The organism is Streptomyces sp. NPDC002994, assembly GCF_040611155.1.
Classification (GTDB): Bacteria; Actinomycetota; Actinomycetes; order Streptomycetales; family Streptomycetaceae; genus Streptomyces.
In genome coordinates, this window is the sequence record NZ_JBEXNQ010000057.1 from 1 (window position 1) to 13,273 (window position 13,273).

A 13,273-nucleotide genomic window follows, 5' to 3' on the forward strand; every position below is an offset into this window, starting at 1 on the left:
GACCTGACGGTCCTGGGGGGCGGGTGCCCCTGGGGCGCTGCCCCAGACCCCGCTCCTCAAACGCCGGAGGGGCTGAAGTTGCCCAGGGGGCAATATCCAGCCCGTCCGGCGTTTGAGGACACGCCCGTAGGGCGTCCGGGGGGCGGCTGGGGGCTTGCCCCCAGTTTCGGGAAGGGGCGGGTAGGGGACAGCGCCGCAGGCAACCCACGGCCCGCTCGCGCCCTCCGCACCCGGACCAGGGGCCGGCGCCCGCTCACGCCACCCGCACCTCACGCCCCGGACAACCGAAACGCGTCCAACGCCAGCGTCATCTCGATCAGATCCCGCGGCCGCGACAGCGAGCGGGACGTCAACTGCTCCAGCCGCCGCAACCGGTTGAACACCGTATTCCGGTGGCAGTACAGCCGCCCGGCCGCCCGCCCCGCCGACCCCTCGCACGCCAGCCACGCGTCCAGCGTCTCCAGCAGCACCACCCGGTCCGCCGGGTCCAGCTCCAGCACGGCGCCGAACACGTCCGCCACCAGCTGACCCGCCAGCTCCGGCTGGCTCACCACCAGCGCCGTCGGCATCCGCTCGTCGAGCCGTACGATCCCGGTCGCGTCCGGCGCGCACGTCCGCAGCGCCAGGTCCGCCAGCCGACGGGCCTTGCCCAGGCCGGCGAGGCCGTTCACCACCGGACTGATGCCGCCGGGGCCCGGACACCGCCCGGCAAGGAGCTCCGACAGCGCGGCCAGTGTCGTCTCCTCGCCCAGCGAGACCACGCCCACCTCGCAGTCCGTACGCATCCGCCAGATGAACCGCATCCCGGTGCCCTGAATACGCCGGTGAAAGGGCTCGCGCCCGTCCCGCCGCTCCAGCCGCAGCACCACCACCGCGTACCGCCCCTGCTCCGGCAGGTCGAGACCGGCCGCCGCGCGGGCCGCCAGGCCAGGAGGAGACTCCTTGCCCTCCAGCAGCGCGTCGAGCAGCGCCTGGAGCCGTTCGTCCGTACGGTGGCGCAGCTCGGCCTCGGTCGCCCGGTACGCCTCCGACGCCATCGCCGTCTCCGCGTCCACCGCCGCGAACACCGTCGTCGCCGCCCGCATCAGCACCGCGAGCTTCTCCGGATCGCCGCCCCTCGATCCCTCCGTTCCCGCCGATCCCGCCGCTCCCGCCGCTCCCTCCAGCAGCGCGTCCCAGATCAGATAGCCCGCCTGCCGATAGGAGTGCACCAGCAGCTCCAGCGGGAAGCCCTGCTGCGCCCGGCGCCGGCCCGTCCACTCCGCGTACTCCAGATCGCGGCGCGGCTGCGACTTCGGGGCCGAGATCGCCTCGATGCCTATCCGCATCGCCTGCTCGATCTCCTGCCAGTGCTGGTCCTGGGACAGGACCTGCGCGTACAGCGGCGAGTGCGTGTGCAGCTCGCGCACGTGCTGGTCCACCAGCTCCGGCAGCCGCTCCAGCAGCGCCGTACCCGCCTCGGTCAGCACCGCCCAGTCGTGCCCCGTCCGTGCTCTGCGGCCACTCATGGGCCGGAGCGTGTCACGACCCGGGCCTGTCTGGCAGCCCCCTGACACGCGGTGTTGTGCGCGTGCACAACCGGCCGTACGCGCGGCTGGTCACCGGCAGCGGTTGTGCCGCCAACCGTGGACGCGCGGGGTCCGCCGGTGCTGAGGTGAGCGCCACCGAACGGCCCGAGGAAGGGGTGCCATGGCTGGCGCCGCATTGGAAATACGGGATCTGTCGGCGGGATACGGACCCGTGAGGGCGCTGCGACACGTGTCGCTGACGTTGCCCGAGGGGGCCGTGGTCGCCGTACTGGGCAGCAACGGAGCGGGCAAGTCCACGCTCCTGCGCGCCATTTCCCGCACGTTGTCGTTTCACGGCGGAGCGGTCACCGAAGGCACCGTCGCCTTCGGGGGCCGGCCGCTGACCGGACTGTCACCGGACCGGGTGGTGGCCGCCGGGCTGTGTCAGGTGCCGGAAGGGCGCCAGGTGTTCGCGCGGATGACGGTCGCCGACAATCTGCGCGCCGGCGCACTCGGCTCCACCGGCAACCGCGCCGCCCAGGCCGCCGCACTGCGACGGGTCCACGAACTGTTCCCGGTACTGGCCGAACGCGCCGGGCAGCGCGCAGGCCTGCTCTCCGGCGGCGAGCAGCAGATGCTCGCGGTCGCCAGAGCCCTGATGGCCGGACCGAAACTGCTCCTGCTCGACGAGCCGTCGCTCGGGCTCGCCCCGCTGATGGCCCAGCGGATCGCCGAGACGATCACCGAGATCAACGAACAGGGCACGGCCGTGCTGCTCGTCGAACAGAACGCGGCCATCGCGCTGCGCCTCGCCTCGCACGCGTACGTCCTCGATGTGGGAGAGGTCGTGCTGTCCGGGCCCGCCGATGAGCTTGCCGCGTCCGACGAGGTACGCCGCCGCTACCTGGGCGTCGTCGACGAGGAGGCCGCGGCCGACGCCTCCGAGGCCGTGGCGGCCCACCGCACCCTCAGTGTCTGGGGGGAGAAGCGATGAGCACCGAAGCGACGGCGCTGGAAGTAAAGGACCTGACGGTCCGGTTCGCCGGTCTCACCGCGCTGGACGCGGTCAGTTTCACCGTACGGCCCGGAACCGTCCACGCCGTCATCGGTCCCAACGGCGCCGGCAAGTCCACCTGCTTCAACGTCCTTTCGGGCGTGTACCGGGCGACCTCGGGCAGCGTCCGCTTCGGCGGCGAAGAGCTGACCGGTCTCGCACCCCACCGCATCGCGGATCTCGGCATCGCCAGGATCTTCCAGAACCTCGCCCTGCCGCCCGGCGTCACCGTCGAGGACAGCCTGATGCTCGGCCGTCACCGGCTCACCCGTACCGGCTTCGTCGCGGCGGGGCTGCGGCTGCCTTCCGCCGTACGGGAGGAGGCGCGGCACCGTGAACGGGTGCGGGAAATCGCCGCGTTCGTGGGACTCGAAAATCAACTCAGCCGTCCCGCGGGCACCTTGCCGTACGGGCAGCAGAAGCTCGCCGAGCTGGCCCGTGCCCTGTGCATGGAGCCCAGACTGCTGCTCCTCGACGAGCCGGTCGCCGGCATGACCGCCGACGAACGACGCGTCACCGCCTCCATCGTCGCGGGCGTACGGGACAGCCTCGGCATCTCCATCGTGCTGGTCGAGCACGACATGGGCGTCGTGATGCGGCTCGCAGACTCCGTGACCGTCCTCGACTTCGGGCGGCTGATCGCCGACGGCACGCCCGCGTCCGTCCAGTCCGACCCCGCCGTCGTCCGCGCCTACCTGGGAGAGGAGGCCCCCTCATGACCACCTTCGCCGAGCTTCTCCTCAACGGGATATCGATCGGTTCCGTCTACGCCCTGATCGCCCTCGGCTTCGTGGTGATCTTCCGTGCCACCGAGGTCGTCAACTTCGCCCACGCCTCGCTGCTGCTCGCCGGCGGCTACGTCACCGCCGTCCTGCACGACGACATCGGCTTCTGGCTCGCCCTGCTCGCCGGGATCGGCGGCGCCGCCGCCGTCGGCGCCGGGGTCGAGTTCCTGGTGATGCGCCGCTACCGGGGCTCGAACCACAGCGTGCTCGCCATCGTCACCATCGGCGTCGACATCCTCCTCACCACCGAGCTGACCCGGCGCATCGGCACCGATGTGCTCGCCCTCGGCGATCCATGGGGCGACTCGGTGCTGACCTTCGGGGGCGTGAGCGTCGCGCACACCCGCATCGCCGCGTTCGTCGCCGCGGGCCTGCTCATCACGGTCTTCCTGCTCTCCTTCCGCTTCACCTCCTGGGGCGTGGCGATGCGCGCCGCCGCCGAGAGCTCCGAGACCGCCGCGCTGATGGGCGTACGCCTGGGCAGGGTCTCCCTCGGCGCCTGGGCCGTGGCGGGCGGACTCGCCGCCGTCGCCGCGCTCTTCCTGACCGTCTTCCCGACGCCGGGACTCGAACGCTCCACCTCCCTCGCCGCGCTGAAGGCCTTCCCCGCCGCGATCCTCGGCGGGCTCGACTCCACGACCGGGGCCCTCGTCGGCGGCCTCCTCGTCGGCATCACCGAGTCACTGGCGACCGGCTACCAGGGCGACTTGACCTTCCTAGGGCGCGGCATCGGCGACCTCGCCCCGTACCTCGTGATGGTCGCCGTCCTGCTGGTACGCCCGGCCGGCCTCTTCGGTACGAAGGAGCTGGCCCGTGTCTGAACCGAACAAGCGGATCCGTCGCCTGGTGCTGTGGACCGCCGGAGCGCTCCTGCTCCTCGCGCTGCCCTTCTACCTGGAGCGCTTCTGGCTCCAGGCCGGGCTCTTCGCGATGGCCGCCGCCATCGGCGCCATCGGCCTCAATCTCCTCACCGGCGCCACCGGCCAGCTCTCCATGGGCCACGCCTTCTTCCTGGCCGTCGGCGCGTACGGCTACTGCGTCTTCGCCGGGGACGGTACGGGGGCCCTGACCGGCCTGAACCTGCCCAGCTGGCTCGCGGCAGTGCTGGCGGTGGCGTTGGCCGGGGTCGCGGGCGGTCTCTTCAGTCCCATCGCCGGACGCCTCCAGGGGGCGTACCTCGGTATCGCCACCCTCGCGCTGATCTTCATCGGCCAGCACGTTCTCTTCAACGCGCACGACCTGACCGGCGGCTTCAACGGCCGCGACGTCCCCCCGCTCAGCCTCTTCGGAATCACCTTCGACGAGAGCGAGCTGCTGGTGGCCGCCGTGCCCTTCGGTTCCGCCGAGAAGCTCTGGTACGTCGGCCTGCTCGCCCTGGCCGGCTGCGCGCTCTTCGCCCGCGGCGTGCTGCGCGGTCGCCCCGGGCGGGCCATGAACGCCATCCGCGACCACCGCATCGCCGCCGGCGTCATCGGGGTGCCCGTCGCCCGCTACCGGGCCGCGGTGTTCGTCCTGTCCTCCATGTACGCGGGCCTCGCGGGCGTGCTGCTCGCGCTGGTCTTCCAGCGGACCGTGCCGGAGTACTTCGGCATGATCCTTTCCCTGGAATACCTCGCCATGATCGTCATCGGCGGTCTCGGCTCGGTCGCGGGAGCGGTGGTGGGAGCCGTCTTCGTCTCCCTGCTGCCGCAGCTCCTCACCCGGTACAGCGACGCCCTGCCCCTCGTCTCCGCCCCCGGTACGGGCGGGGTCGCTCCGGGCGAGGCGTCCCGGTACCTCTACGGCGCCGCCATTGTCGCGGTGGTGCTCTTCCTGCCGGGCGGCCTGGTGCGGCCAGTCTTCCGGCGCAAGACAACAACCTCAGGGAAGTAACGATGACTACGCGCAATCAGATCACCAGGACCACCGCCGCCACGCTCGCGGCGCTGCTCGCGCTGACCGCGGCCGGGTGCAGCTCGAAGGCGAAGGACAAGAAGGAGGACAAGGCGGGGGCCGGCGGCGTCAAGACCGGTCAGGGCGTCACGGACAAGACGATCAAGCTCGGTGTACTGACCGACATGACCGGCGTCTACGCCTCCCTCGGCAAGAGCGTCACCCAGGCCCAGCAGCTGTACGCGAAGCAGACCAACGCCGACGGCGGCATCTGCGGCCGGAAGGTCGAACTCGTGGTGCGCGACCACGGCTACGACCCGCAGAAGGCCGTCTCCGGCTACACCGAGCTGTCGCCGCAGGTCCTCGGCTTCGCCCAGTTCATCGGCTCGCCCTTCGTCGCCGCGGTCAAGCAGCGCATCGACGGCCAGGACAAGGGCCTGGTCATCCCGCAGGCCTGGTCGGCCTCGCTGCTGGGCAGCCCCTACATCCGCGTCATAGGCAATACGTACGACGTCGAGACCATCAACGCCATCGACTTCCTGACGAAGGACAAGGGCCTCAAGAAGGGCGACAAGATCGGCCACGTCTACTTCGAGGGCGACTACGGCGAGAACGCGCTGGCCGGCGCGAAGTACGCGGCCGAGAAGGCCGGGCTCACCGTCGTCGAGCAGAAGATCAAGCCGACCGACAACGACATGACGGCCCAGGTCGCGGCGCTCAAGAAGGCCGGCGTCAAGGGGGTCGTCATCAGCGCGGGACCGCGCCAGGCGGCCTCGCTCGTCGGTGTCGCGGCGGCGGTCAAGCTCCAGGTGCCGATCATCGGCAACAACTCGGCGTTCTCGCCGCAGCTTCTCGCCACCCAGGCCGCGCCGGCGCTGATGAAGAACTACTACGTCGCCAGCCCCACCGAGCCGATCGGCACCGGCACACCGGCCGCCAAGAAGCTCGTCGCCGACTACAAGGCGGCGTACCCCTCGGACGCGCTCGACAACGGCGTGGTGGCCGGCTGGACGGCCGCCTCGGTCTTCGGTGAGGCGCTGAAGAAGGCGTGTACGTCAAAGGATCTGACCCGGGAGGGCGTCGGCAAGGCCCTGCTGACCATCAACGCGTACGACTCGGGCTTCGGCACCACGCACGACTTCACCGACCCGAAGGCGCCCTCCTCGCGCCAGACGGTCATCCTGCGGCCGGACAAGAAGGTGACCGGCGGAACGAAGGTGGTACGGGAAGCGGAGATCTCGGAAGCCGCCAAGAGCTTCACCGTCGGCGGCTGACGGGCCTGGGCACAGGAAAACGAGTGAGGGCCCCGGGGCAGCTGCCCCGGGGCCCTCACTCGTACGTACGTCAGACGCTTACGGCAGCTGCGCCGCGCGCGCCTCGCGCCGGTTGTCGCGGAACGTGTTCACGCGCCGCGCGGTCGCGAAGAGCGGGATGACCGCGCCCATGACCACCTGAAGCGCACAGCCGGTGGCGAGGAGGACCTGGCCGCCGGGGGCGTCGAACGCCCAGGCCGCCAGCAGCCCCATCGCGCCCACGATCCAGGCGAGCATCGCCACCGCGAGGACACCCCGCGGTTTCGGGTACTCGACCCGGCTCACCATCAGCCACGCGACGCCGATGATGGCGAGCAGCGTGGGGATGAAGGGGAGCTCCAGCAGCACGATCGAGACGACCGTCAGCGCACCGAAGGGGCTCGGCATGCCCTGGAACATGCCGTCCTTCAGCGTCACGCAGGAGAATCTGGCGAGCCTCAGGACCACCGCCAGCAGCACCACGATCGCCGCCAGCGCCGAAACGCGCTGGTGGGCGTCGTCCGCGACCATTCCGTACACCAGTACGAAGTAGGCGGGGGCGAGCCCGAAGCTGATCAGGTCGGAGAGGTTGTCCAGCTCGGCGCCCATCGGCGAGCTGCGGAGCTTGCGCGCCACCAGCCCGTCGCAGAGGTCGAAGATCGCCGCGAGGAGCATCAGGATCACGGCGGTCGCGGCGCTGTGCCGCGCCATGCCGGTCTCCGCGCTGCCCTGGAGGTGCGGGATGAGGATTCCGGTGGTGGTGAAGTACACCGCCATGAATCCGCAGGTGGCGTTGCCGAGTGTGAGGGTGTCCGCTATTGACAGCCGCAGAGAGAGCGGCATGTCCTCGGCGTCGGCCTCTTCCTCGACCTCCGGTACCCAGCCGGCCTGAGTCTCAGGATCAGTCACGGTCAATTCGAGTCACCCCCGCGGTGGTGACCTGGCCGACCTCGACATCGACCTCGACACCCTCGGGGAGGTAGATGTCGACGCGCGAACCGAACCGGATCAGGCCGATGCGCTCGCCCTGCTCGACCTTCGTACCCTGCGGGATGTACGGGACGATGCGGCGGGCGACGGCGCCGGCGATCTGGATCATCTCGATGTCGCCGAGCTCGGTGTCGAAGTGCCAGACAACGCGCTCGTTGTTCTCGCTCTCCTTGTTGAACGCCGGAACGAACCCACCGGGGATGTGCTCGACCGACGTCACCGTGCCCGCGAGCGGGGCACGGTTGACGTGGACGTTCAGCGGGCTCATGAAGATCGCGACGCGGGTACGTCCGTCCTTCCACGGCATGATGCTCTGCACCACTCCGTCGGCCGGGGAGATGACCCGGCCCTGTGTGATCTCGCGCTCGGGGTCGCGGAAGAACCACAGCATGCCCGCCGCGAGCGCGGTGGTGGGCACGGCGACGGCAGCCCAGCGGCCGGACTTACGAGCCCGGACGAGGCTGAGCGCCGCGGTGGCGACGGTCGGCAGAAGCCACGGCGATGCTCCGCGAGCAAGGCGTCCCTTGAGGAGGCCGTCGCGTGGTGCAGAGGTTTGGCTGTGGGGCATGGATGACCTTCGTAGCGGATGATGCCGCGCTGGCAACAGGGGGACGGCGGCTTATCGGCGATGGTAGCGGTTGCGGGGCGCAACTGGGCAAGCCAGAAGCCGAGTCGGACGGCCGGAAGCCGACGGCAAAGGCCCCCAGGGTGTGATCTTTTTCGCGGTGATTTACCCGCAAAAGGTGCAATCAGCCCTGGAATCGGTACTCTTCGAGGAGTCGCCGACCGATGATCATTTTCTGGATCTCGGCGGTACCTTCACCGATGAGCAGCATCGGTGCCTCGCGGTAGAGGCGCTCGATCTCGTACTCCTTCGAGAACCCGTAACCGCCATGGATACGGAAGGCGTCCTCGACGACTTCCTTGCAGTATTCGGAGGCGAGGTACTTCGCCATCCCTGCCTCTAGGTCGTTTCGTTCCCCGGAGTCCTTTTTGCGTGCTGCGTTAACCATCATCGCATGCGCGGCCTCGACCTTGGTAGCCATGTCGGCCAGCTTGAACTGAATCGCCTGGTGCTGAGCGATCGGCTTGCCGAAAGTGTGACGTTGCTGGGCATACGAGACACCCAATTCGAACGCACGCTGTGCGACGCCGCAGCCACGCGCCGCCACATTGACGCGGCCGACCTCGACGCCGTCCATCATTTGGTAAAACCCTCGGCCGGTTGTCCCACCGAGTACACGATTGGCCGGAATGCGCAGTCCGTCCATGATCAGTTCGGTGGTGTCGACGCCCTTGTACCCCATCTTGTCGATCTTCCCGGGGATGGTCAGGCCGGGACGCACCTCACCGAAGCCCGGCTCCTTCTCCACCAGGAAGGTCGTCATCTGCTTGTGCGGGGGCGAGCCCTCGGGGAGACCCTCGTCACTGCGGCACAGGACCGCGACGAGCGTGGACGAGCCGCCGTTCGTCAGCCACATCTTCTGGCCGGTCAGGACGTACTCGTCGCCGTCCTTCACACCCTTGGATGTGATCGCCGACACGTCCGATCCGAGCGCCGGCTCCGACATCGAGAACGCGCCCCGCACCTCGCCCAGCGCCATGCGCGGCAGGAAGGTGTCCTTCTGCTCCTGCGTGCCGTGCTGCTTGAGCATGTACGCCACGATGAAGTGCGTGTTGATGATCCCGGAGACGCTCATCCAGCCACGAGCTATTTCTTCGACACACAGCGCGTAAGTGAGAAGGGACTCACCCAGGCCGCCGTACTCCTCGGGGATCATCAGCCCGAAGAGTCCGAGCTCCTTGAGGCCCTCGACGATCTCCGTCGGGTACTCGTCACGGTGCTCCAGCTCGGTCGCGACAGGGAGGATCTCCTTGTCGACGAAGTTCCTGACCGTGGCCAGGATTTCCTGCTGGATGTCGGTAAGACCGGCGGTCTGGGCGAGACGGGCCATGGCTACTTCTCCTGCGTCTTCGGCTCTGGGCGGCCGGGCTGCTCGCCGCCGCGCTCCTTGATGTACGTCTCGGTCGGGACCATCACCTTGCGCCGGAACACGCAGACGACGGTGCCGTCCTGCTTGTAGCCCTTCGTCTCGACGTAGACGATGCCGCGGTCGTTCTTGGACTTCGACGGCGTCTTGTCGAGGACGGTGGTCTCGCCGTAGATCGTGTCGCCGTGGAAGGTCGGCGCGATGTGCTTGAGCGACTCGACCTCCAGGTTGGCGATGGCCTTACCGGACACGTCGGGGACGGACATGCCGAGCAGCAGCGAGTAGATGTAGTTGCCGACGACGACGTTCTTGCCGAAGTCGGTCGTCTTCTCGGCGTAGTTGCTGTCCATGTGCAGCGGGTGGTGGTTCATGGTCAGCAGGCAGAAGAGGTGGTCGTCGTACTCCGTGACCGTCTTCCCGGGCCAGTGCTTGTAGACGTCGCCGATCGTGAATTCTTCGTAGGTACGGCCAAATTGCATGGGAGCTGCCTTCCGGGGCGGGGCGAAGGGGGTGGATCCGCCGTCAGGCGGCAGGCGCTTCGAATTTGGAGGTGCGCTGCATGCCGGCCGCGCGACCCTTGCCGGAGATGACCAGCGCCATCTTGCGGCTGGCTTCGTCGATCATCTCGTCGCCGAGCATCGCGGAGCCCTTCTTGCCGCCCGCCTCAGAGGTGCAGTAGTCGTACGCGTCGAGGATCAGCTCGGCGTGGTCGTAGTCCTCCTGGGAGGGCGAGAACACCTCGTTGGCCGCGTCGACCTGACCGGGGTGCAGAACCCACTTACCGTCGAAGCCGAGGGCTGCCGCACGGCCCGCGACCTCGCGGTACGCGTCCACGTCGCGGATCTGGAGGAAGGGGCCGTCGATCGCCTGGAGGTCGTGCATACGGGCCGCCATCAGGATGCGCATCAGGATGTAGTGATAGGCATCGGCGCCGTAGCCGGGGGGCTGCATGCCGACGACCAGGGTCTTCATGTTGATGGAGGCCATGAAGTCCGCCGGGCCGAAGATGATCGTCTCGAGGCGCGGCGAGGCGGCGGCGATCTCGTCGACGTTCACCAAGCCCTTCGCGTTCTCGATCTGCGCCTCGATGCCGATCTTGCCGACCTCGAAGCCCATCGTCTTCTCGATCTGGGTGAGGAGGAGGTCGAGTGCCACGACCTGCTGCGCGTCCTGAACCTTCGGCAGCATGATGCAGTCGAGGTTCGGGCCCGCGCCCTCGACGACCGTGATGACATCGCGGTACGTCCAGTGAGTCGTCCAGTCGTTGACCCGCACGACCCGGGTCTTGCCCGTCCAGTCACCGTTGTTCAGCGCGTCGACGATGGTGTGCCGGGCGCCTTCCTTGGCGAGCGGCGCGCACGCGTCCTCCAGGTCCAGGAAGACCTGGTCGGCCGGCAGGCCCTGGGCCTTCTCCAGGAAGCGCGGGTTCGAGCCGGGAACAGCGAGGCAGGAGCGGCGCGGGCGCAGCCGGTTCACGGCGGGCGTGGGCGTGGTCATGCGGAGACCTCCAGAGGGTCGAGCTTGTTCGCTTTCCGGATCTCGTCGACGATACGGCCGATGATCTCCGTGATACCGAAGTCCTTAGGGGTAAAAACTGCGGCCACTCCGGCAGCGCGCAGCGCCTCGGCGTCCGCAGGCGGAATGATCCCGCCCGCGATCACCGGAATGTCGGCCGCGCCGGCGTCCCGCAGGCGTACGAGAACGTCCGGCACCAGCTCGGCGTGCGAGCCGGACAGGATCGACAGACCGACGCAGTGCACGTCCTCGGCGAGGGCGGCGCTCACGATCTGTTCGGGCGTCAGCCTGATGCCCTGGTAGACCACCTCGAAGCCCGCGTCGCGCGCGCGTACGGCGATCTGCTCGGCGCCGTTGGAGTGCCCGTCCAGGCCGGGCTTGCCGACCAGCAGGCGCAGCCGCCCCGAGCCGAGCTCGTCGGCCGTACGGGACACCTTCTCCCGTACGTACGCGAGCGGTGTGCCCGCCTCGGCGGTGACCGCGACCGGGGCGCTGCTCACGCCCGTCGGCGCGCGGAACTCGCCGAACACGTCGCGCAGCGCCCAGGACCACTCGCCGGTGGTGACGCCCGCGCGGGCGCACTCGACGGTCGCGGCCATGAGGTTCTCGGTGCCCGCCGCGGCCTTCTTGAGGGCCGCCAGGGCCTCGGTCGCGCGCGCCTCGTCGCGGTTGTCGCGCCACTCGTGGAGCTTGGCGACGACGCGCGCCTCGTTGGCCGGGTCGACCGTCATGATCGCGCCGTCCAGGTCCGCGGTGAGCGGGCTGGGCGCGGTCGACTCGTAGCAGTTGACGCCGACGATCTTCTCGTCGCCCGACTCGATGCGGGCGCGGCGCTCCGCGTGCGAGGAGACCAGCTGCGACTTGAGGTAGCCGGACTCGACGGCGGCCATCGCGCCGCCCATCTCCTCGATACGGTCCATCTCGGCGAAGGAGTCGGCGACGAGCTCCTCCACCTTGGCCTCGATGACGTGCGACCCGGCGAAGATGTCCTCGTACTCCAGCAGATCGCTCTCCAGCGCGAGGACCTGCTGTATGCGTAGCGACCACTGCTGGTCCCAGGGGCGGGGCAGGCCAAGCGCCTCGTTCCAGGCGGGGAGCTGCACGGCGCGGGCGCGGGCGTCCTTGGAGAGGGTGACGGCCAGCATTTCGAGGACGATGCGCTGGACGTTGTTCTCCGGCTGCGCCTCGGTGAGGCCCAGCGAGTTGACCTGCACGCCGTAGCGGAAGCGGCGCTGCTTTTCGCTTTCGATGCCGTACCGCTCGCGCGTGACCTTGTCCCAGATGCGGCCGAAGGCGCGCATCTTGCACATCTCCTCGACGAAGCGGACGCCCGCGTTCACGAAGAAGGAGATACGGGCGACGACGTCCCCGAACTTCTCCGGCGGCACCTGACCGCTGTCCCGTACGGCGTCGAGTACGGCGATCGCCGTGCTCATGGCGTACGCGATCTCCTGGACCGGCGTGGCGCCGGCCTCCTGGAGGTGGTAGCTGCAGATGTTGATCGGGTTCCACTTGGGGATGTGGTTCACCGTGTAGGTGATCATGTCCGTCGTCAGCCGCAGGCTCGGCACCGGCGGGAAGACGTGCGTCCCGCGCGACAGGTACTCCTTGACGATGTCGTTCTGCGTCGTCCCCTGGAGCTTGGTGATGTCGGCGCCCTGCTCCTCCGCGACGACCTGGTACATCGCCAGCAGCCACATGGCGGTGGCGTTGATGGTCATCGAGGTGTTCATCTGCTCCAGGGGGATGTCCTGGAACAGACGCCGCATGTCACCGAGATGGGAGACCGGGACCCCGACCCGGCCGACCTCGCCGCGGGCGAGGATGTGGTCGGGGTCGTAGCCGGTCTGCGTCGGAAGGTCGAACGCGACCGACAGGCCGGTCTGGCCCTTGGCGAGGTTGTTGCGGTACAGCTCGTTGGACGCCTCGGCGGTCGAGTGACCGGCGTACGTCCGCATGAGCCAGGGCCGGTCCTTCCGACGCTCACCCATCAGATGTTCCGGAAGCGGTTGATCGCGTCGATGTGCTGCTCACGGAGCTCGTGGTTGCGGACGCCCAGACCCTCGCGGGGCGCCAGCGCCAGCACGCCGACCTTGCCCTGGTGCAGGTTGCGGTGGACGTCGTACGCCGCCTGGCCGGTGTCCTCCAGCGAGTACACCTTCGAGAGCGTCGGGTGGATCTTGCCCTTGGCGATCAGGCGGTTGGCCTCCCACGCCTCGCGGTAGTTGGCGAAGTGCGAGCCGATGATCCGCTTCAGCGACATCCA

Annotated in this window: 12 protein-coding genes and 1 pseudogene; 5 read left to right on the plus strand and 8 right to left on the minus strand. The window is 69.0% G+C overall.

What is annotated here, in order from left to right; translation table 11 throughout:
- Positions 1-269: 269 nt before the first annotated feature.
- Positions 270-1,508, minus strand: coding sequence for a helix-turn-helix domain-containing protein (locus ABZX79_RS37335; protein WP_355268365.1), 1,239 nt, complete (start codon positions 1,506-1,508; stop codon positions 270-272).
- A gap of 181 nt (positions 1,509-1,689) precedes the next feature.
- Between ABZX79_RS37335 and ABZX79_RS37340 the strand changes: the two genes are divergently transcribed.
- Genes ABZX79_RS37340 through ABZX79_RS37360 form a run of 5 tightly spaced genes read left to right on the plus strand, consistent with a single transcriptional unit; the run spans position 1,690 to position 6,493 of the window.
- Positions 1,690-2,502, plus strand: a complete 813-nt coding sequence (locus ABZX79_RS37340) for an ABC transporter ATP-binding protein (protein WP_355268368.1) — start codon at positions 1,690-1,692, stop codon at positions 2,500-2,502.
- The gene (locus tag ABZX79_RS37345; RefSeq protein ID WP_355268371.1) at positions 2,499-3,281 is read left to right on the plus strand and encodes an ABC transporter ATP-binding protein; all 783 of its coding nucleotides are present in this window, start codon (positions 2,499-2,501) and stop codon (positions 3,279-3,281) included. The genes ABZX79_RS37340 and ABZX79_RS37345 overlap by 4 nt, the downstream gene beginning before the upstream one ends.
- Positions 3,278-4,168, plus strand: coding sequence for a branched-chain amino acid ABC transporter permease (locus ABZX79_RS37350; protein ID WP_355268374.1), 891 nt, complete (start codon positions 3,278-3,280; stop codon positions 4,166-4,168). The genes ABZX79_RS37345 and ABZX79_RS37350 overlap by 4 nt, the downstream gene beginning before the upstream one ends.
- Positions 4,161-5,219, plus strand: a complete 1,059-nt coding sequence (locus tag ABZX79_RS37355) for a branched-chain amino acid ABC transporter permease (RefSeq protein ID WP_355268377.1) — start codon at positions 4,161-4,163, stop codon at positions 5,217-5,219. The genes ABZX79_RS37350 and ABZX79_RS37355 overlap by 8 nt, the downstream gene beginning before the upstream one ends.
- 2 nt (positions 5,220-5,221) lie before the next feature.
- On the plus strand, positions 5,222-6,493 hold the full coding sequence (locus ABZX79_RS37360; protein WP_355268380.1) for an ABC transporter substrate-binding protein: 1,272 nt from the start codon (positions 5,222-5,224) through the stop codon (positions 6,491-6,493).
- Positions 6,494-6,571: 78 nt separating this feature from the next.
- Here the strand turns inward: ABZX79_RS37360 and pssA are convergent, their stop codons facing one another.
- The 7 genes and pseudogenes from pssA to ABZX79_RS37395 form a co-directional block, all read right to left on the minus strand.
- Positions 6,572-7,426 (minus strand): CDP-diacylglycerol--serine O-phosphatidyltransferase, encoded by an 855-nt coding sequence (gene pssA, locus ABZX79_RS37365; RefSeq protein WP_355268383.1) that lies wholly within the window; start codon positions 7,424-7,426, stop codon positions 6,572-6,574.
- Positions 7,413-8,069, minus strand: a complete 657-nt coding sequence (locus ABZX79_RS37370; RefSeq protein ID WP_355268386.1) for a phosphatidylserine decarboxylase — start codon at positions 8,067-8,069, stop codon at positions 7,413-7,415. Before ABZX79_RS37370 ends, pssA begins: the two co-directional genes overlap by 14 nt.
- Before the next feature lie 181 nt (positions 8,070-8,250).
- Positions 8,251-9,456 carry an acyl-CoA dehydrogenase family protein gene (locus ABZX79_RS37375; protein ID WP_215126628.1) on the minus strand — a complete coding sequence of 402 codons (1,206 nt, stop codon included), beginning with the start codon at positions 9,454-9,456 and terminating at the stop codon, positions 8,251-8,253.
- A gap of 2 nt (positions 9,457-9,458) precedes the next feature.
- Positions 9,459-9,971 carry a MaoC family dehydratase gene (locus ABZX79_RS37380; RefSeq protein WP_355268389.1) on the minus strand — a complete coding sequence of 171 codons (513 nt, stop codon included), beginning with the start codon at positions 9,969-9,971 and terminating at the stop codon, positions 9,459-9,461.
- A 43-nt stretch (positions 9,972-10,014) separates the two neighbouring features.
- Entirely contained in the window at positions 10,015-10,989 is a 975-nt protein-coding gene (locus ABZX79_RS37385) for a CoA ester lyase (RefSeq protein ID WP_355268392.1), read from the minus strand.
- On the minus strand, positions 10,986-12,998 hold the full coding sequence (locus tag ABZX79_RS37390) for a protein meaA (protein ID WP_355268394.1): 2,013 nt from the start codon (positions 12,996-12,998) through the stop codon (positions 10,986-10,988). Before ABZX79_RS37390 ends, ABZX79_RS37385 begins: the two co-directional genes overlap by 4 nt.
- Positions 12,998-13,273: pseudogene (locus ABZX79_RS37395) on the minus strand (crotonyl-CoA carboxylase/reductase); the annotation flags it as partial. The pseudogene ABZX79_RS37395 and the gene ABZX79_RS37390, both read right to left, overlap by 1 nt.

What these genes read in the sequence shown, in the direction of transcription:
- ABZX79_RS37370 (WP_355268386.1), bottom strand. Translation starts at nt 8,069, where the DNA reads ATGCCCCACAGCCAAACCTCTGCACCACGCGACGGCCTCCTCAAGGGA.
- ABZX79_RS37390 (WP_355268394.1), bottom strand. Translation starts at nt 12,998, where the DNA reads ATGGGTGAGCGTCGGAAGGACCGGCCCTGGCTCATGCGGACGTACGCC.
- ABZX79_RS37350 (WP_355268374.1), top strand. Translation starts at nt 3,278, where the DNA reads ATGACCACCTTCGCCGAGCTTCTCCTCAACGGGATATCGATCGGTTCC.
- ABZX79_RS37340 (WP_355268368.1), top strand. Translation starts at nt 1,690, where the DNA reads ATGGCTGGCGCCGCATTGGAAATACGGGATCTGTCGGCGGGATACGGA.
- ABZX79_RS37335 (WP_355268365.1), bottom strand. Translation starts at nt 1,508, where the DNA reads ATGAGTGGCCGCAGAGCACGGACGGGGCACGACTGGGCGGTGCTGACC.
- ABZX79_RS37375 (WP_215126628.1), bottom strand. Translation starts at nt 9,456, where the DNA reads ATGGCCCGTCTCGCCCAGACCGCCGGTCTTACCGACATCCAGCAGGAA.
- ABZX79_RS37380 (WP_355268389.1), bottom strand. Translation starts at nt 9,971, where the DNA reads ATGCAATTTGGCCGTACCTACGAAGAATTCACGATCGGCGACGTCTAC.
- ABZX79_RS37385 (WP_355268392.1), bottom strand. Translation starts at nt 10,989, where the DNA reads ATGACCACGCCCACGCCCGCCGTGAACCGGCTGCGCCCGCGCCGCTCC.
- ABZX79_RS37345 (WP_355268371.1), top strand. Translation starts at nt 2,499, where the DNA reads ATGAGCACCGAAGCGACGGCGCTGGAAGTAAAGGACCTGACGGTCCGG.
- ABZX79_RS37360 (WP_355268380.1), top strand. Translation starts at nt 5,222, where the DNA reads ATGACTACGCGCAATCAGATCACCAGGACCACCGCCGCCACGCTCGCG.